This is a genomic window from Luteibacter anthropi (assembly GCF_023699965.1).
Taxonomy (GTDB): Bacteria; Pseudomonadota; Gammaproteobacteria; order Xanthomonadales; family Rhodanobacteraceae; genus Luteibacter; species Luteibacter anthropi.
The window spans coordinates 3,468,243-3,486,864 of sequence record NZ_CP077072.1 but is presented as its reverse complement, the minus strand read 5'-3'; the positions used below and the strand labels follow the sequence as shown (position 1 = coordinate 3,486,864).

Sequence of the window (18,622 nt, the reverse complement as noted above, 5' to 3'; positions counted from 1 at the left end):
CCGGCGGTATGCTTCGGGCCTTCGATACCTCTTTAGAGGGAGGCGTCGAAGCCGGGAAGCATCCGTACTGGGGGAAGTCGTTCATGCGTCTGGTCAGCCATCTCATCGCCTTGAACCGCGAGATCCGCCTGCGTCGCCAGCTGGCCGACATCGAGCGCGTTGTCCTCGACCTGCCCGTGCGCGCGCATGCCGATCTCCAGCAGCTGGTTCGGCGCGAGATGGAGCAGGCAGCGGCATGTGACTTCCCGCACCTGTACGGCACCCCGCCGGAAGAACGCTACAGCACCTACGGCCACGGGCCTGACATCGGCCTCACCAAGGCCCGCTCGGAAAACCCGTTGATCGCCACGCGTGGCGTCGCCCTGTGGATCGCCGCCGTCTATCACGAGACGCTGGATTCGCACCGCCCGGGCATGGAAGAACTGCATCGGCAGATCCTCCGCCTGATGCGCCAGGTCAAGGAGCTATCGGCCCTTGAGCGCCGCGAAGCACCGTCCGACTGGATGGCACCCCGCGCCGCAGGCTGATTCCGCTCAGCGACACACCGGCACGCGCAGGGACTGCCCCACCTGTAACTGGTGCCCCTTGAGACCATTCATGCGCGCAATGGCTTCCACGTCGGCGCAGTCGCTCTTGCGTGCAATGCTCACAAGGGTATCGCCGCGACGCACCGTGTAGCTCTTCGATGCCGTAGAGGACGGCTTCGACGAAGAAGACGACGAAGATGCCGGGCCATTGGCCAGCGCTGCCGACGTGGCCGCAGGCGGCGGCGGTGCGACGATCTTCACGGCGTTGTGCAGGTCGCTGGCGAGGATGGGCCACGGGCCATCCGCACAGGCAGACGCATAGGCCTTTTCCAGCTGCTTGGGCACATCAAGCCGCGTACCCACCGGCTGGCTCACCTGCGGATCAAGGCGTGGATTGAGGTTACGCAACGTGCGGAACCAGCCGCCCTGCATGCCCTCGGCCGAGCCCAGGCAGATGGTGAGTTCGGAAATCGAGGCCGGGCGCTTCAGCACGATCTGCCCTGCTTCACCGTCGATCTTCGGCCAGCGCAGGTGGTAGCTGTCCGGATGCAGGTACAGCCACGCGGCGGCGAGCACCATGGGTACGTAATCGCGGGTTTCGGCCGACATCTGGCCGTAGATCTGCGGATCGTAGAAGCCGGCACCTGGATTGGCCGCGGCGATGCGACGCATGCGCCCTTCGCCGCCGTTATAGGCCGCCAGCGTGAGTTCGAGGTTGTTGTTGAAGTTGGCCAGCTGCTCGTTGATGTACTGCGCATTGGCCTGCGCGGCCATCGTCGGATCGAAGCGCTGGTCGAACCCGCTGTCGTTGGACAGGCCGAAACGCAGGCCCGTGGCGTACATGAACTGGAGCGGGCCCGAAGCACCGGAGCGCGACACCGCATGCACCTTGCCGCCCGACTCCTTCGCCATGATGCCGAACAGCAGCGCTTCGGGCAGGTCGGCACTCTTGTAGGCCGGCCACATCTTGTAGCGCATCATCTGGTAGTTGACGTAAGCGTCCATGAGGTTCGGGCGCAGCTGGGTGAGCCACATTTCCAGCGATGCCTTCACCGGGCCGTTCATCACCATCATGTCGGCGAACTTCTGGCCCTTGAGCAGGGTGACGCTACGCTGTGCCTGCGGCAGTGCACCTACTGCCAGCGAGCCCAAGGCGTCGCCCGGCTGGGCACCGACCTCGGCCGACTGCGGCGTGTCGTCGGTGTCCTCGCCCTCGATGAAGCTGCCGTCCTTCAGGCGCAACAGGCGATCGAACACGGCGGCAAAACGCTGCGGGTCGCAGCCCGGCGTAAGGCTGCACCGTGCCGAGGCATCCTTCAGCTGGTCGAGCGCCTGCTTGCGGGTCTGCGCGGCCTGAGGGGTGTCGCCCCGGCGAGCCTGGTCGATGGACGCCTCGTAAGCCTTGCTCGCCTGGTTCATCCGGTCGTACAACACATTGACCTGCGGTGCGGCCCTGCCCGGACGCGGGGCACCGCCCGACGCGCAACCGGCCAGGACGACGAGGGACAGGACAATGGCAGAACGAGGGAAACGAAGAGGCATTCTCATGGCTCGGGTACGACAATGCCAGCAACGTTAATCCCGGACACCCTGCAACTCAAGGGGGAATGGCCGGATTTTTCCCGCAGCGGCATACCGTTGCGTAAACTTGTTCAGGACTTTCTTAAGGAATAGCCATGTCCCGGATCCTCATTGGACGCAACGACGACACCACGGTCGAGCTGGACTCCCGTTTCGGCAATCGCCACGGCATGATCGCCGGCGCCACCGGCACCGGTAAGTCGGTGTCGCTGATGCTGCTGGCCGAGGGATTCTCCCGCCTGGGCGTGCCTTGCTTCCTGGCCGACGCCAAGGGCGACCTGGCCGGTCTCTCCCAGGCCGCCGGCGCTCCCACCGAAAAGCTGCAGGCCCGCCTTGCCAGGCTTGGGCTTTCGTCCTGGAAGCCCCAGGCCAATCCCGTGGTGTTCTGGGACATCTACGGCAAGCTCGGCCACCCGGTAAGAGCGACCGTGAGCGAAATGGGCCCCACCCTGCTCGCCCGCGTGATGGAGCTGAACGACACCCAGGAAGGCGTGCTGGAGGTCATCTTCCGCGTGGCGGACGACGAGGGCCTGCTGCTCCTGGACCTGGGCGACCTGCGCGCGATGCTGGCGTTTGCGTCCGAGCATGCGAAAGACATTTCCGCCCGCTATGGCCTTGTCAGCGCCACCAGCGTCGCCGCGATCCAGCGGGCCCTGCTGCGCCTGGAACAGGACGGGGCGCAGTCCTTCTTCGGTGAGCCCGCCCTGGAACTGGCCGACCTGATGCGCCAGGACATGAGCGGGCGCGGCGTCATCAATGTGCTGGCCGCCGAAACGCTCATCCTGAAACCCCGCCTGTATTCGACCTTCCTTCTCTGGCTGCTGTCCGAGCTGTTCGAGCAACTGCCTGAAGTAGGCGATCTCGATGTACCCAAGCTGGTGTTCTTCTTCGACGAGGCGCACCTGCTCTTCGACGATGCACCCGCCGCGCTGCGCCAGCGCGTGGAACAAGTGGTGCGACTGATCCGCAGCAAGGGCGTGGGCGTCTATTTCTGCTCGCAGAATCCCGACGACGTGCCGGGCGAAATCCTGGGCCAGCTTGGCAATCGCGTGCAGCACGCCTTGCGGGCATTTACGCCCCGCGACCAGAAAGCGGTCAAGGCGGCTGCTGAAACCTTCGCACGCAATCCGAAACTGGATGTGGCCGAGGTCATCGGCACGCTCGGCACGGGTGAAGCGCTCGCCTCCACCCTTGGCGAAGGCGGCGTCCCGTCACCCGTGCAGAAAGTGCTGGTGTCCACGCCTGAATGCCGTATCGGGGCGATTACCGCCGAGGAACGGGCAACGGTGCGTTCGCGCTCTCCCGTAGGCGCGAAATACGACACGTCGGTGAATCGCGAATCCGCCGAGGAACGGCTCGCTGCACGAGCCAGCCAGAAGAACGCGGATGACGCGCCCGCCGTCAAAAGCGCTGGCAAGTCGGCGGATGCTACCGATAGCGGCTGGAGTGGCGCGGTGCGTGATGCCGTACTGGGAACCTCGCGACGCCAGGGCATTCTGGAAACGATGACGAAGTCCGTGGTGCGCAGCGTCGGCACGCGCGCGGGCCAGCAGATCGTGCGCGGCATCCTCGGCAGCATCTTTGGTGGCAAGCGCTGACATGCGCCTGGAACGATTGGACCCGGAAACGTCTTTCGGAGAGCGCATACGTACCGGCTTTCGTTATCCCCTGCGCGGCTCCGGCCCGATGGTCATCGTTGCCGTCACCCTGTTCGAGACACTGGGATTCCTGCCGGGCACCCAGCTGCTGATTACCGGCCTCGGCTGGATCGCCATCTATGCCTATGCCTTCGAATGCCTGAGGCGATCCGCCGATGGCTATGCCGAGCCACCGGAAGTGGCCCTGGAATCCCGGGACGGCACCGGCCTCGCCCTGATCATCATCCAGGTCACGGGCAATGCGCTTGCCGTGCTGGCTCCGATCCTGTTCGGCATTCCGGGCTTTCTGGTATCGCTGGTATTCGCGTTCATCCTGCCCGCGATCACCATGTCGCTCACGTTCGATGGCGTGCTCACGGCACTGAACCCGCTGACCTGGGAAGCGGTGATCGGCCGGCTCGGTGGCCACTACATGGCCTTGTTCGGCGTCGTGCTGGTCACCAGCCTGTTGCAGGGCGGGGCACAGTACGCCATGAGCGATCATGGCCCGGGTTTCTTCGGAGTGATCGCCTACTTCGCGATTGCCAATTATCTCACCGTGTACAACTTTCACCTCATGGGAGCGCTGATCCTGCATCGCCATGAAGCGCTCGGTTATCGCCCCGATGCCGAGTCACTCGCCATGGCCGTGACTCCCGATGACGACACGGCACTGTTGAAGCACGTCAACGAAATCGCCCGAACCGACATGGTCGCCGCAACGGATATCCTAACCGAGCGCCTTCGCGAAGGCGTTGCCCCTGCGCCGCTTCATCTGCGTTACCGGGAGCTGCTTCGCGCGCAGCAAAGGCGTCCTGAACTGCTCGTGCATGCGCAGATATGGATTGCGGCACTCGTCACCGGCCATGAAGCCCGCCGCGCACTGGGTGTCGTGCAGGATGCCATCGACATCGATCCCGCCTTTATCCCCGATGCACCAGCCAACTGTGGCGCGCTGGCCGATGTCGCCGCGCACGGTGGCATGCTGCGTCTTGCGCTGCACCTGGCCGAAGGCTACCTGCAATCATGGCCACAAGACGAAGGCGCGCCGCACTACGGCCTGCTGGCCGTGCGCATGCTTCACCGCCTCGACCGGCGCGACGACGCTGCCTCCCTGGCGCGCTCCCTTATCCACGCTTATCCGGAACACCCTGTCGTGCACGATCTCGAAGCCCTTCTCGATACCCTTGGCGCAGGCGTGCGCTCATGAGTCGCTGGCGACCACCTTCGCCGTCATCCACCGCGATCATCACTCGCGACGGATTCGAGCGCCTCAAGTCCGAACTGGACCACCTTTGGCACACCGTCAGGCCCGAGGTGGTAAAGGCCCTCGCCGCTGCCGCCGCCGAAGGCGATCGCTCGGAAAATGCCGAGTACATCTATCGCAAGAAGCAACTCGGCGAGATCGACCGGCGCGCGCGTTATCTCAGCAAGCGCATCCCGGTGCTCAAGGTCGTCGAAACCGCACCATCGCAGCGAGACGCCGTATTCTTCGGCGCCACGATGGAACTGGAGAACGTGGATACCGGCGACACCGTGCGTTATCGCATCGTGGGCCCCGATGAAACGGATGCCCGACTGGGCTGGATCAGCGTCGACTCACCACTTGCCCGTGCCGTATTGAAGAAGCGCGTGGACGACGAATTCGACGCCGAACTGCCGGGTGGCAGGACACGTTTCGCGGTGCTCAGCGTCGACTACGACTGAGCACCCGCCAGGGGCACGAGGCGTTCGGCGAAGCGCTCCAGGCCGTCATTGAACTCACGCACGGCCTCGGCAAACCGGTTGACCGCCTCCACGTCTACCGGTGCGCCGCCACGCAGGGCAAGCTCCAGCCGCTCTCCCTGCTGACCTACGTCGGACGTGCCGAAGACGTTGACGCCGCCGAGGATGTGATGGATCCAGCCCGCCGTTTCCTCCCGCTCCGCCCGCTCGAGTACCGGCGCAAGACGGCCCAGCGCATCGCGTGTCGTGGTCACACCCGCACGGATCACCTGGGCGACATTCTCGTCGGAACCAAAAGCCCGGCGCATACGCGGCATGTCGAGGGACGGCAGCGGTGCGTCATGTCGGCCAAGCCAGCGTTCCACGGCCTCGTGGAAGGCTTCCAGGCGAATGGGCTTGCGCAGGAGATCGTCCATGCCCGCGGCAAGACACAGATCGCGCTGGTCCGCACGCGCATCGGCCGTCATGGCCACGATCGGCAGGCGCGTGGTGCCGCCGGCTTCGCGCCTGCGGATCTCGCGAGCCACGGCATAGCCGTCCATCCGGGGCATGTGGCAGTCCACCAGCAGCAGGTCGTACGACGAACGATCGAGCGCTTCCATGGCGGCAACGCCATCGTCGACGACATCACAGGCGTAACCATGCATGCCTAGCTGCACACGCACCAGCTCCTGGTTCACGGGATGGTCTTCCGCCAGCAGGATGCGGGCTCCGGGATGCATTGCCTGCACGGCGCCATGAGCTGCTTCGGCGGATTCCGACTTGCGCGACAACTCGATCACGGGAAGCTCCAGCGTCACCGTCACACGTGTGCCCTGCCCCGGTTCGCTCTCGATGCCGATATGACCGCCCATGCGCTCGATCAGGCGTCGGGAAATACTCAGGCCCAGGCCGGTGCCGCCGAAACGTCGCGTCGTAGACGATTCAGCCTGACTGAAGGGTGCGAAAACATGACGCAACTTGGCCGCATGGATGCCGATACCCGTGTCGGTCACCACGATGACCAGCCGCTGGCGGGCACCCACCTGCTCCGCCACGCTCACCTCGATCGACACCTCGCCGTCGGAAGTGAACTTGATGGCATTGCCCAGCAGGTTGAGCAGCACCTGGCGCAGGCGACCATCGTCGACAAGCACCGATGAAGCCAAGGCCTCGTCGAGGTGCGCGATCAGTTTCAATCCCTTGCGCTCCGCCTGCCCTGCCATGATGGCCACGGCACCTTCCACGATGGCCCGCGGATCGGCAGGGCGCGCATCCAGGGTGAGATGACCGGCCTCGATCTTGGAGAAATCCAGCACGTCGTCGAGGATGTGCAGCAAGGCTTCGGCCGAGTGCTCGATCGTGGCCACCATGCGCCGTTGCGATCCGTCCAGCTGCGTGCGTTCGAGCACGTCGAGCAGGCCGATCACGCCGTTCATCGGCGTGCGTATTTCATGGCTGATGGTGGCAAGGAAATCACTCTTTGCGCGCGTTGCCGCCTCCGCTTCATCGCGCGCATGGGCAAGGTGACGCGAGGCCAGCTCCTGCGCCGTGACATCCACCCAGTAGCCGTTCCAGCGCACCGTGCCATCCGCCGCAGCCAGAGGCACGGCGTCGGAACTCAGGTAACGGACACGACCACCGACCTGGGCGCGCACGGTCAGGTGCAGCGGGCGCAGGTCGCGTGCCGAACGCTCGAAGGCTTCACGCATCGCTGCGCGCTCTTCCGCCGCCACGGGCACGAGCATGCTCTCTCCGCCGGCGAGCATCTGGCCAGGCTCCATGCCCAGGATGGACTGCGGGTCGCCACCCACGTAGGTCATGCTGTACGAGCCGTCCGTACCGCGAACGGCTTCGTAGACCACGGCGGGCACATGCGCCGTCACTTCCGCCAGGCGGCGCTCGGTACGCTCGCGCCGGCGTGTTTCACGACGCAGGTTCAGGTATGCGTAGCTGATCGCGATCAGCGATGCGAACAGCACGGCAACGAAAGGCAGCACCCGCCCTGCGATTTCTTTCCAGGTGGGCCCCACCACGTAGTGCGAGGCGAACCAGGTGTTACGGATTTCCTGCTGGCGATGGGTCGGCAGGTTGACCAGGACACGGTTGACCAACGGCAGCAGCTGCCGTGCCAGTTCGTGGCGCACGCCGATCGCGATGGCTTCGTTTTCGCCCGTAGGTGCCGCGACCTTCAATTGCCCGAGAAAATTCTCACGAATGAGGTAATCGATGGACGCCAGGTTGCCCACGAACGCATCGCCCGCGCCTGCGGCCAGACGACGCAGCCCCTCCGCCTCGGTCGGTGCGGCAATGATCTGCGCGTTGGGCACCTGCGCAAGCAACCGGCGAATGGGCTCGCGCGTCACGTTGCCGATGATCCGCTTGCCCGCGAGGTCGTCCAGCCCGGCGATCGTCGGAGACCCTTCGCGGGTGACGATCATGATAGGAAAGTCGAGGTAGGGCACGCTGGCCTCGAGATCGGGCGATGTCGCGCTCTGCGGATTGATCGCCGCGACCAGGTCCACCTGCCCGTGCCGCACCTTCTCCACCGTGCCGGCCCAGTCGTCACTGGGCACCTGTGTGACGCGCACACCCAGTTCCGCGGCGATTTCCCTCACGTAATCCAGTGCCAGGCCCTCGGCCTCACCCTGCCCCGTGATGAGGCTGAAAGGCACGTAGCTCGGGTCCACGCCGAGTCGCAGGGGCGGCAGATCGTGCAGCCAGGCCTTTTCGTTCTCGCTGAGGGGAATACCGCCCAGTCGAGGCCGCGGCGCGATATCCCGGCCCACCCAACGGGCACGCAGGCGCCCATGGTCGGCCGCCGTCAGCTCGCCCAGCGCATGATCGATCGCCCGCCCGATCGGAGCACGCTTTTCCGGCACGGCGAAGGCCAGTGAGCTGATCGGCAGCGCCAGCGGCAGGCCAACCCCCAGCTCGTGATCCATGCCCAGGCGCCCGATGAACTCGCGCGCGGAATAGGGATTGTCGATATAGGCCGCGGCCTCGCCCGATTGCACGCGAGCGAATGCATCAGCCGTGGATTCGGTCTCCACAAGGGTGGTTTCCGGCAACTCGCGACGCAGTGCGGCGATATCGAAATAGCCCGCATGCACGGCCAGCCGCTTGCCACTGAGGTCGCCCGGACGATGGATGGGCGCTGCATCCAGGCGCTCCACCAGCGCCGGCAGGGACTCGAAATACGTGGCCCCCACCCGGATGCCCGGCATGCCCTGCTCCAGCGGAGTAACCGACGTGGCGACATCGATCTCCCCCCGTGCAAGCGCCGCAAGCAGGGCTGGCCAGCTGGGATAGACACGCGTCTGCAGGGTCACCCCCAGCTGGCGTGCGATTTCCTTCAGGTAGTCCGGGCCCAGGCCCTCCAGCTCGCCGTCACGAAGTTCCTCAAAGGGCGGATAGCCTTCGCGATAGGCGCCGACCGTCCAGACCGGGTGCTTGCGCAGCCAGTCGGCGTCCTGCGCCGACAGCGCACCCTCCGGCACGGCCCGGGCCAGGGGTGCCAGCACGAGCAGGATTAACAGAAATAGGGCTCGGGTCACTGCCTCGTCTTCGTAAGTGGAACCTTAGTAGGCATAATCGGTCTGATATCAGCTGTACCGCAATGCAAGTTTAAGGAGAAATCGAGGCATGCCACTCAAAGTCATTCTGGCGGACGACCACCCGCTCGTCCTTGTCGGAGGTGCCCTGGCGCTAAGGAATGCGCACATCGACGTCGTAGGAGAAGCGAAAAGCCCGGAAGAGCTTCTCGCCCTGCTTGAGACCACACCCTGCGATGTGGTTATTACGGATTTTCTCATGCCAACCGACAAACAGGACGATGGTTTTGTCCTGCTCGACCGTTTGCGCGAGAAATATCCACAACTGGCCGTCATCGTCCTGACGATGATCAACCGTCCGGCCGCCCTCAATTCGATGCTGACCCGCGGCGCCCGCGGCGTCATCGACAAGCGGGCCCCCATGGATGAACTGGCCACCGCCGCCAAGGCGATCCACGAAGGTGAAACCTACCTGAGTGAAACCCTGCTCGACATCCTCAACGAAGCCGACGAGTCTTCTGCATCCATGCCGGGTGCCCCCCTCTCGCCGAGGGAAAAAGAGGTCATCAAATCCTTCGTCAACGGCATGTCGCTACAACAGATAGCCGACCGCGAAGGCAAATCGGTAAAGACCATCAGCCGACAGAAGCGTGACGCCATGCGCAAGCTCGGCGTAGACCACGACAGCCTGCTCGGTGACTACGTACGCGATCACGGGCTGGTCTGAGTCCGGGCAGCCTCAGGGAGCGCCGACGATTCCCCGGCGCTCCCGATCTCGCCCCTCAGGCGAGGAAGAAACCCGGGATACTCGCGACGCACGAAGGCAATGAGCCCCTCCCTCACCTTGCAGCGCAAGTCCCACGACTTGCCGGAGTTGGCTGAGCTCATCAACGCGCGCAGCTGCATGGCCTTGTCGTTGGTATCCACCACCTGAAGCACGCAGACGCGGCCATCCCATTCGGGTGCCTCGCGACATATGCGTTGCAGCTCGTCGCGCAGGGGGTCAAGCGGCAGCCCGTAATCGAACCAGAGCATGGCGGAGCCCAGGATCTGCGAGCTTCGGCGCGTCCAGTTCTGGAATGGATGCTCGATGAAATACTGAAGCGGAACGACCATGCGGCGTTCATCCCAGATCTTCACCACGACATAAGTGCTGGTGATTTCTTCCACGCGCCCCCACTCGCCTTCCACGATCACCACGTCATCGATGCGGATGGGCTGGGTCAGTGCGATCTGTATGCCTGCGATGAGGTTGCCCAGCACGGGTTTGGCAGCCAGGCCCACGGCAAGCCCTGCCAGGCCCGCCGATGCAAGCAGGCTCGCGCCAAACTGACGCACGGCGGGAAACGTCATCAGCGCCACGCCGGTGCCGAGCACCACGATAACCACCATAGCCGTGCGGCTGAGCACGCGCGCCTGCGTCTGTACGCGCCGTGCGCGCAGATTGTCTTCAAGGTCGATCGGGTTGAAGCGCGACACGGTGGCTTCGAGCGCACCGACACAACGCACGAGAAACCATGTGACGGCCGCCACCAGTGCCAGCCCCACCAGATGCTCGGCACCGGCGATCAGCCGTGCAGGCTGGTCGGGGGCGCCGCGAAACGACACCAGCAGCATCGTCAGCGGCACGATCACATCCAGCGGGGCGCTCGCCCGGGCAAGGATAGCGGCACTCATGGGGTGACGCACCGCCAGGCGGCGAAGCAAGGCGTGCGCCATCCGGCGGAGGATTCCCGCGGCGACCAGCGCAACCACGACGGTCAGCGCGAAGCGCGTCCACGGATGCGAGATGTCGGGCACCCAATCGGAAAGGCTCATGGTTTCCCAGCCTAACCACCCGGATGTCCACGACATGTCGTGGCGCAGGAAATTCAGCGCCAGCTGTCGGGGCGCCGGAAGGCCTCTGCAACCATGCGCCAGGGCTGGAACGTGAAGGTCAGGGTGTGTGGCCCGGCCGGTACGCAGACCGCCCTCAACAGGCCATCCGCGCGGTGCGACGGTACTTCGACGCCGTCGACGCGCGCCACCCAGCCAGGAAAATCCTGGTCTGTCACGAGGATCCAGCCGGCCTCTTCGCCAGAGCTACGAACCGTGGTCTGGATATGTGTCGCATCCGTGCCGTCCAGTTGGCGCAGGCCGTTACAGTGGGATGGGATACCGCTCGCGTCCGCGGCATCGCGCGGCGTAAGCCAGAGCGTCGTGGCGAAATCGGTAGCCGCAAAGGCCTCGGGTGCAGGCGCCTGCCCCGGCGCAAGCGTACGAACGTGCACCGGGGTCATCACCCTGGGATAGGCCGCCGAATTTTCCAGCACCTCCACTTTGGCATCTGCATACACACGTGCGTCATCCGGCAACGGTGACTGCCAGTCCGTACTTCCCATGCCCGCACGCTGGACGACGTAACGCACCCCCAGCAGCCGGTTCAGCGCGCCACCGGGGTCGGGGTTGTAGTCCGTCAGCGGACGCGGCCCGTCACCGATGGTGTACACCGATGCGCCGTACCAACGGTCGTACACCGACCAGCGCAGTGGTCCGTAACCGTGCGTTGCAGGGATGTCGTCCAGGATGAAGTTATTGCGCCATCCCGCGCCGAGTTCCTGCGTCTCCGTACGCGGCCCGAATCCGTTGTGGCCTTCAGCCCGCGAACGCGCGGCAAGGAAATGCGTGGCACCTTCACGCTGGAACCGCTTCACCGGGTCACCGCGCTGGTTGAACGCACCATTGAGATTGAAGCAGCGGTAGTCCACCACGATCAGCGCCAGCATCCAGAACGCAACGACGCCGATACGCTGGTTGTACCGGACGTGCCCCCACGCCATAGCAGCGACCACCGCTGCCATGATGCTGGGCGCCTGCCACGAGGCACCATTGCCGCGCATGTGGATGCTGGCCAGCAACAGCCATGCGAAAGACAGGCCGAACAGCCATGACAGCTGGCGCCGGCAGCCGAGATCCATGCGCGAGATGGCGAATGCCGATGCGAAAGCAAGCAGCAAATTGATGAGATAAGCACTGTCCGACGGACGCCGGAACTGTTTCACGCCGGGAAACCACTCGTAAAGCAGGGCATATACCGGCGTGTGATCGCCCACCATGTAGATGACGGCCAGCAACGCCGCCACACCGAAGAACACGAGGTAGCGCCGCCATGACGGCTCGGCCCACATGCGCCGGGCGCCGAACCCTATGCATAACAACGGAAGCGCGCCGACGTAGAAGAATGTTTCGATGGGATCGGCCGGGCCATCGTAGTGACCACGCAGGCTGTGCAAGGCATTGGGATCGACCAGGGTCAGCAGGCTCCGCCAGTCCAGGGCACGCTCCAGCGCATCGGCCAGGGGAAGTGCCGGTCGGTTGGATACCTGCACGAAGGCATAACTGAAAAGCAGCTGTGGCAGCGCGAGCACTACGCCGAGGAAACCCGCGAACACCAGCAGGGCGATGAGCTTCCAGTGTGGCTCGCCAGGCTGTCGACGCCACCGGCGGACCAGCGACACCGCAGTGAACCCGCAGAGCAACAATCCGACGAAATAGGTCAACTGCACAGGCTGGACCAGGATCCACCCGATCACGAGGCCCAGCATGCCCGCACGCAGCACGCCGGGCTGCTCGAACAGGCGCAGCAGCGCAAGCAATACCAGCGGCAGCAGGCAGTAGACGATAAGGATGGGCGTGTACTGGATGCGCGATGCGGCAACGCCTCCGGCCATGAAGACCGTCGCGCCGACCAGCGCACCGAGCCAGGCCGAGCGAAGCCGGCGCAACAGCGCAAACATGCTCACCGCCCCCAGCAACAGATGCAGCAGGGCACCCCATATGAACCAGGTCGGGCCAGGCACCTTGCGCAGCAGCATCCAGCCCGTCAGCAGGGGCGAGAACAGCATGCCCTGGGGGTCGGCGATCTGTGGATACCCGGAGAAGATGAAAGGGTTCCACCATGGAGCCAGTCCCTCCCTTAGACTGTGCGCATTAAAGTACGCCACGGGATAGAACTCGCTCATCGCGTCGCCGGGAAGCACGCGGAAGCCGAGCAGCAACGGCAGATGCAGCGCGGCCCACAGCAGCACCAGCACCGCGAGCCCGCGCGATAGCGAAAACCTGGACATGAGGATCCGTTGAATGAAGTACCGCAAGGCCTGCGACGTGGCGGGCATTCTATCCGCAGCCCGTGGGGGCCGTCGCCTGCTCCAGGGTGTCGCTTGACCACCCCGTCCACCCTGGCCGTGCTGGTGCCCGCCTACAACGAGGCTGAGGTTATCGGTGAATTCCACCGGCGCCTGGCTGCCGTGCTCGATGCCCTGCCCTTGCGCAGCCGTGTTCTCTATGTGGACGACGGCAGCCGGGATGCTACATGGGACCTGATCGACGCCCTGTCGCGAAGCGATGAACGCGTGCAGGCCCTGCGCCTGTCGCGCAACTTCGGCAAAGAGACAGCCATGACGGCCGGCCTGGATCACATGGATGCCGATGCCGTGGTGGTCATCGACGCCGACCTTCAGGATCCGCCGGAACTCATCCCCGCCCTGCTCGAGCGGGCCGCCCAGGGCTATGACGTGGTCTACGCCACCCGCGCCCGCCGCGACGGCGAAACCTGGTTCAAGCGGTTCACCTCGGCCGCCTTCTACCGCACCATGGAACGGCTCTCGCATACGCCGGTACCCCGGGATACCGGCGATTTCCGGTTGATGAACCGACGTGCCGTGGCCGCGGTGAATGCCCTGCGGGAGCGCCAGCGTTTCATGAAGGGCCTGTTCGCATGGATCGGCTACCGGCAGAGCTCCCTGGTGTACGACCGCGATGCGCGCAACGCCGGCACGACGAAGTGGAACTACTGGCGGCTGGCCAACCTCGCCATCGAGGGCGTCACCTCGTTCTCCACGGCGCCCCTGCGCGTCGCCTCGTGGCTGGGCTTCTCCGCTGCGTTCCTGGCCTTTCTCTACGCCGCCTGGGTGTTCCTGAAAGCCATGTTCTGGGGTGATCCGGTACGCGGCTATCCCACGCTGATGGTGGTGATCCTGTTTCTCGGGGGTGCCCAGTTGCTGGCCATCGGTCTCATCGGCGAATACGTGGGCCGTACGTATGCCGAGACGAAACGGCGGCCGCTTTATTACATCGAGGACAAACGCGGCGATGTCGGCGATCCGCCCGCCCGTGACTGAGGCCATCCTGCCCGACGTCCTGGACACGGGGCTCGCCGTCGTCTTCTGTGGCACCGCGGCCGGCACCCGGTCGGCGCGGGACGGCGCTTATTACGCCCATCCCGGCAACATGTTCTGGCGAACCCTGTTTGCCGTGGGGCTCACGCCGCGCCTGCTCGCGCCAGCGGAATTTCCACTCGTCCATGGCTTCGGCATCGGACTCACCGACCTGTCGAAACACCACTTCGGCAACGACGACGAACTCCCCGGCGATGCCTTCGACGCAGGCTCCCTTCGCGCCAAGATGGCCCATTTCCAGCCACGCATGCTGGCCTTCACCAGCAAGCACGCAGGACGCGCAGCCCTGGGACCGAAGGCCGGCTATGGCCTCCAGCAAATCTCGTGGGGCGCGACGCGCCTGTTCGTGCTGCCCTCCCCGTCAGGTCAGGCGCGCCGCTCCTGGAACCCCGCCATCTGGCAGGATCTCGCCCGGATCGTTTCGATTCACTCGCCGGGCACCGACCGATAGGCCCTGACGTCTTCCGGGGACACGGCAATGGCCCTGTTCGACCACGCCTGGCGGATGTACGACACCACGCCCGCCACCTCGTCATCGCTGAGACGCTGGGAGAACGGCGGCATCGAATAGGGCCTGGGGTTGCCTTCCGTGGCAGGCGCAAACCCACCTGACAACACCACGCGAATGGCGTTGATGCCCGTAGGCTCGGTCACCGTGGGGTTTGCATCCAGCGGCGGATAGGCATCGCCCTTTCCGCGACCATCTCCCGCATGGCAGCTGGCGCAGTGTTTGTCGTAGGTCGTCTTGCCGTTGGCTACCAGGTCCTTCCAGCCGGCCGCCGACTCGCCCAGCGGACGCGCCGGGCGTTGGGGCAATGCGACCAGATACGTGGCGATGGCAGCCAGATCGTCGTCGGTCAGGTGGCGGGTGCTTTTCATCACAACCTCGGCCATGGGGCCGAGCGCCGTGCCACGTGGCGAGCGCCCTGTCTTCAGCAGCGAGACGATGTCCGCCTCGGTCCAGCCGGCCAGCCCTCCGTGCGGTCCCGTGGACAGGTCGGGGGCATACCAGTTCTGTACTGGAACAATGCCGCCAGCCAGATAGGGGTCGGTCACTGCGGCACCAAAGCTGTTGCGACGCGCATGGCACTCGTTGCAGTGCCCCAGGCCTTGCACCAGGTAGGCTCCGCGGTTCCACGCCTTCGTCTGCGATGCATCGGCTTCGTACTCGCCCTTGTCGAAAAACATCGTGCGCCAGGAACCCATGAGCCAGCGCATGCGATAGGGAAAACGCAGCGTGTCCTGCAAGGCGGGCTGATGCACCGGTGGCAGGCTTTTCAGCCACGCGAACATGGCATCGCTGTCCGCACGCGTGACCTTGGTATAGGAGGGAAACGGAAACGCCGGATACAGCGATGTTCCATCGTGCCCCTTGCCCTCGTGAAGCGCGCGGTAGAAATCATCGGCAGTCCAGCGGCCGATACCCGTATCGGGATCCGGCGTGAGGTTGGGCGCAGGTATGGTGCCGAACGGCGTACCGATGACGCGACCACCGGCCAGTGGCTTGCCATTGCGTGCCGTATGGCATGACGCACAGTCGCCGATGGTGGCGAGGTAGCGACCTCGTTCCACGATGTCGTCGGCCTGCGACGCACAGGAAAAAAGCAGCCCCAGGAAGAGGAGTGTCCATCGCTTGGCATGCATCGTCAGCTCCCCAGTACGCCGCAATGCAGCGGAGGCGTCACGCTGCCCTCGGGGGCGGCATGCGCATTCTCCGGCACGGGGCGTGTCGCCAGCCACGCCGAAATGGCACTGATATCCGCATCGCTCAATCGCCTGACGATAGTCGCCATGCAGTCGGGCTCCGTCGTATTTCGCGTATTGGTGCGCCATGAGCCGAGCTGCGCACTGATGTAGTCGTAAGGCAGGCCGACCAGGCCAGGGATATCAGGCTGCACGCCCGTGAGCTGTGTACCGTGGCAGGCCATGCATGCCGGTATCCGGCGAGTGGGATCGCCCTGCGTGGCAAGCCGCTCTCCCCTGACCATGGCCTCGGGGGTGACGCCCGGCGCCGGATGCGTGACATACGGGACATCCTGTGCTGCGAAATACTTCGCGATCTCCCGCATGTAGTCATGACTCAGGTAGGCCACCTGATGCTCCATCAGCGGGTAGTGGCGCAGGCCTTTCTGGAAATCCTCCATCTGGCGAAACAGATAGCTCGCCGGCTTGCCGGCCAGCCGGGGATTGAAGCCGTTGTCCCCGCCCTCACCCCGCTCACCATGGCAACTGGTGCATGCTGCGATGCGCTGCACCAGCGTGTCGGGAACCGGTGTATCGGCAGCGACAACGGAATCGAAGCAAGACATGATCCATACAAAAACCAGCCATGGAACGAACGATCGCATGTGGCTCTCCCTGGGCAATACCTTGGGCGTCCGCACACTCGCTACGGACGTGGCATGCAGGCAGTATAGCCATGGGCGACATCCGTGGTCGCACGTTCTTGTCATTCAGGGGGAGGCGCCATGCACATAACGTTGAAGGCAACGATCACCGGTTTCGCGCTGGCCTGTTTCGCAGGGCACGCGAGTGCACGTACACCCGTGGACCATGATGCGTTCGCGTCCATTGCCGACATCCACAAAGCCTATGCATCCGGTGAACTCACCGCTGAAGGACTTACGCGCTTGTTCCTGGATCGCATTACGCGCCTGGACCAGGCAGGCCCTTCGATTCATTCGGTGATTGAAACCAATCCGGATGCGCTCGCCCTTGCCGCGAACGTGCCTGCGAATACACCACTGGCCGGCATTCCTGTGCTGCTGAAGGACAATATCGATACGGGTGATCGCATGCAGACCACTGCAGGCTCGCTCGCACTGCTGGGAAAGCCTGCGCCACGTGACGCCACGGTGACCGAAAAACTGCGCAAGGCGGGTGCCATCATCCTGGGCAAGGCCAACCTGAGCGAATGGGCAAACATCCGCTCGCCTCATGCCACCAGTGGCTGGACTGCACGCGGCGGCCTCACCCGCAACCCTTATATTCTCGATCGGAACGCCTGCGGATCAAGCGCCGGTTCTGCGGCTGCTGTTGCGGCCGGGTTTGCCACGGTATCGCTTGGTAGCGAAACCGATGGCTCGATCCTGTGTCCTGCTTCGATGAATGGCCTGGTGGGCATCAAGCCTACGGTGGGCCTGGTAAGTCGTGCCGGCATCATCCCTATTTCCTCCACGCAGGATACTGCCGGCCCCATGGCGCGCAGCGTAGCCGATGCGGCGGCGGTGCTTGGCGTCATAGCGGGCAGCGATCCACGCGACCCGGCCACGGCGGAAGCGGATCGTCACGCGACCGACTACACGCGCTATCTCGACCCGGATGCGCTTCGTGGAAAACGTATCGGAGTCGTACGCCGCCTGGCAGGTATCGAACCCAATGCCGATCGCGCACTGGAAAAAACCATTGCCATACTTAAGGCCCAGGGCGCCACGGTAGTCGATCCCGTCGAGATCCCTCACCTGGGCGAACTGAGCGATCGCGAACTGGACGTCATGCTGACGGACTTCAAGCACGACATCGCTGCCTATCTGGCAACGCGACCGGATCAGCCCATGAAAACGCTGGTCGACCTGATCGCCTTCAACGAACGCATGGCGCAGAAGGAAATGCCATGGTTCGGCCAGGAGCTTTTCGTTGCCGCACAGGCAAAAGGCGGAATTGATGATCCTTCCTACATCGAAAAACGCGAAACCAACCGCCGTCTTGCCGGCCCGGAAGGCATCGATGCAGCGCTGAAGAAAGATCATCTCGATGCCCTGCTTGCGCCGTCGTGGGGGCCTGCATTCACGACCGACCTGCTGCTCGGTGACCACGTAGTCAGTGGCGATCCCACGATCGGCGGCGTTTCCGCACCCGCGGCCATTGCGGGCTACCCGTCGATCACCCTGCCCGTGGACGTTGTGCACCATTTGCCCGTGGGTGTCGTTTTTTTCGGCACGAAATGGAGCGAACCGACCTTGATCGCTATCGCTTACGGTGTTGAGCAGAAAGCCCAGGCATTCAGGCAACCTACTTTCCTGCCTACGCTGCCGTTGTAAAACAACCTGATCATTCGCCCTGCGTTCGCAGGAACGACGGGTTGCGAGATTGCGACTCCCTACCTACCCCTCACGTCGTCCCTGTGAAAACAGGGACCCAGTGCGGTGCGGTGGGTTTTTGCGAGAGGGTTACCTGCACACGAGCCGATGCAACGTGGCGGTGTTGGCTGGTGGACTGGGGCGCTGGGTTCCTGCGTTCGCAGGAACGACGGGTTGCGAGATTGCAGCTCCCCACCTAACCCTCACGTCGTCCCTGTGAAAACAGGGACCCAGTGCAGTGCGGTGGGTTTTTGCGAGAGGGCTACCTACACACAAGCCGATGAAACGTGGCGGTGTTTGCTGGTGAACCGGGGCGCTGGGTTC

14 protein-coding genes are annotated in these 18,622 nt (G+C 64.3%); 8 read left to right on the top strand and 6 right to left on the bottom strand.

What is annotated here, in order from left to right; genetic code table 11:
* The first annotated feature begins 83 nt into the window (after nucleotides 1–83).
* On the top strand, nucleotides 84–527 hold the full coding sequence (locus KR767_RS15075; RefSeq protein WP_166948516.1) for a hypothetical protein: 444 nt from the start codon (nucleotides 84–86) through the stop codon (nucleotides 525–527).
* A 6-nt stretch (nucleotides 528–533) separates the two neighbouring features.
* Here the strand turns inward: KR767_RS15075 and KR767_RS15070 are convergent, their stop codons facing one another.
* Entirely contained in the window at nucleotides 534–2,069 is a 1,536-nt protein-coding gene (locus tag KR767_RS15070; protein WP_250876837.1) for a transglycosylase SLT domain-containing protein, read from the bottom strand.
* 134 nt (nucleotides 2,070–2,203) lie between these two features.
* On the opposite strand from KR767_RS15070, the gene KR767_RS15065 reads away from it, so the two are divergent.
* Genes KR767_RS15065 through greB form a run of 3 tightly spaced genes read left to right on the top strand, consistent with a single transcriptional unit; the run spans nucleotide 2,204 to nucleotide 5,452 of the window.
* Nucleotides 2,204–3,706 carry a helicase HerA-like domain-containing protein gene (locus tag KR767_RS15065; protein WP_250876836.1) on the top strand — a complete coding sequence of 501 codons (1,503 nt, stop codon included), beginning with the start codon at nucleotides 2,204–2,206 and terminating at the stop codon, nucleotides 3,704–3,706.
* A 1-nt stretch (nucleotide 3,707) separates the two neighbouring features.
* A complete protein-coding gene (locus tag KR767_RS15060; protein ID WP_250876835.1) occupies nucleotides 3,708–4,955 on the top strand; it encodes a tetratricopeptide repeat protein in 1,248 nt (415 codons plus the stop codon).
* Nucleotides 4,952–5,452: a transcription elongation factor GreB gene (gene greB / locus KR767_RS15055; protein ID WP_250876834.1), complete on the top strand. Its 501-nt coding sequence runs from the start codon at nucleotides 4,952–4,954 to the stop codon at nucleotides 5,450–5,452. Before KR767_RS15060 ends, greB begins: the two co-directional genes overlap by 4 nt.
* Here the strand turns inward: greB and KR767_RS15050 are convergent.
* The gene (locus KR767_RS15050; RefSeq protein WP_250876833.1) at nucleotides 5,443–9,006 is read right to left on the bottom strand and encodes an ATP-binding protein; all 3,564 of its coding nucleotides are present in this window, start codon (nucleotides 9,004–9,006) and stop codon (nucleotides 5,443–5,445) included. The genes greB and KR767_RS15050 overlap by 10 nt on opposite strands.
* A gap of 88 nt (nucleotides 9,007–9,094) precedes the next feature.
* Between KR767_RS15050 and KR767_RS15045 the strand changes: the two genes are divergently transcribed.
* Entirely contained in the window at nucleotides 9,095–9,730 is a 636-nt protein-coding gene (locus tag KR767_RS15045; RefSeq protein WP_166948528.1) for a response regulator, read from the top strand.
* Here the strand turns inward: KR767_RS15045 and KR767_RS15040 are convergent.
* Nucleotides 9,715–10,821 (bottom strand): mechanosensitive ion channel family protein, encoded by a 1,107-nt coding sequence (locus tag KR767_RS15040; RefSeq protein ID WP_166948530.1) that lies wholly within the window; start codon nucleotides 10,819–10,821, stop codon nucleotides 9,715–9,717. The genes KR767_RS15045 and KR767_RS15040 overlap by 16 nt on opposite strands.
* 53 nt (nucleotides 10,822–10,874) lie before the next feature.
* Nucleotides 10,875–13,109, bottom strand: a complete 2,235-nt coding sequence (locus KR767_RS15035) for a YfhO family protein (protein WP_250876832.1) — start codon at nucleotides 13,107–13,109, stop codon at nucleotides 10,875–10,877.
* A 93-nt stretch (nucleotides 13,110–13,202) separates the two neighbouring features.
* Between KR767_RS15035 and KR767_RS15030 the strand changes: the two genes are divergently transcribed.
* Together KR767_RS15030 and KR767_RS15025 are read left to right on the top strand one after the other, a co-directional pair.
* Nucleotides 13,203–14,162: a glycosyltransferase family 2 protein gene (locus tag KR767_RS15030; protein WP_166948534.1), complete on the top strand. Its 960-nt coding sequence runs from the start codon at nucleotides 13,203–13,205 to the stop codon at nucleotides 14,160–14,162.
* The gene (locus KR767_RS15025) at nucleotides 14,134–14,670 is read left to right on the top strand and encodes a mismatch-specific DNA-glycosylase (RefSeq protein ID WP_166948536.1); all 537 of its coding nucleotides are present in this window, start codon (nucleotides 14,134–14,136) and stop codon (nucleotides 14,668–14,670) included. Before KR767_RS15030 ends, KR767_RS15025 begins: the two co-directional genes overlap by 29 nt.
* Here KR767_RS15025 and KR767_RS15020 read toward each other — a convergent pair.
* Together KR767_RS15020 and KR767_RS15015 are read right to left on the bottom strand one after the other, a co-directional pair.
* On the bottom strand, nucleotides 14,646–15,863 hold the full coding sequence (locus KR767_RS15020) for a cytochrome c (RefSeq protein ID WP_166948538.1): 1,218 nt from the start codon (nucleotides 15,861–15,863) through the stop codon (nucleotides 14,646–14,648). The genes KR767_RS15025 and KR767_RS15020 overlap by 25 nt on opposite strands.
* 2 nt (nucleotides 15,864–15,865) lie before the next feature.
* Nucleotides 15,866–16,567 (bottom strand): c-type cytochrome, encoded by a 702-nt coding sequence (locus KR767_RS15015; RefSeq protein WP_345779877.1) that lies wholly within the window; start codon nucleotides 16,565–16,567, stop codon nucleotides 15,866–15,868.
* A gap of 120 nt (nucleotides 16,568–16,687) precedes the next feature.
* Between KR767_RS15015 and KR767_RS15010 the strand changes: the two genes are divergently transcribed.
* A complete protein-coding gene (locus KR767_RS15010; RefSeq protein ID WP_250876831.1) occupies nucleotides 16,688–18,259 on the top strand; it encodes an amidase in 1,572 nt (523 codons plus the stop codon).
* Nucleotides 18,260–18,622: the final 363 nt, after the last annotated feature.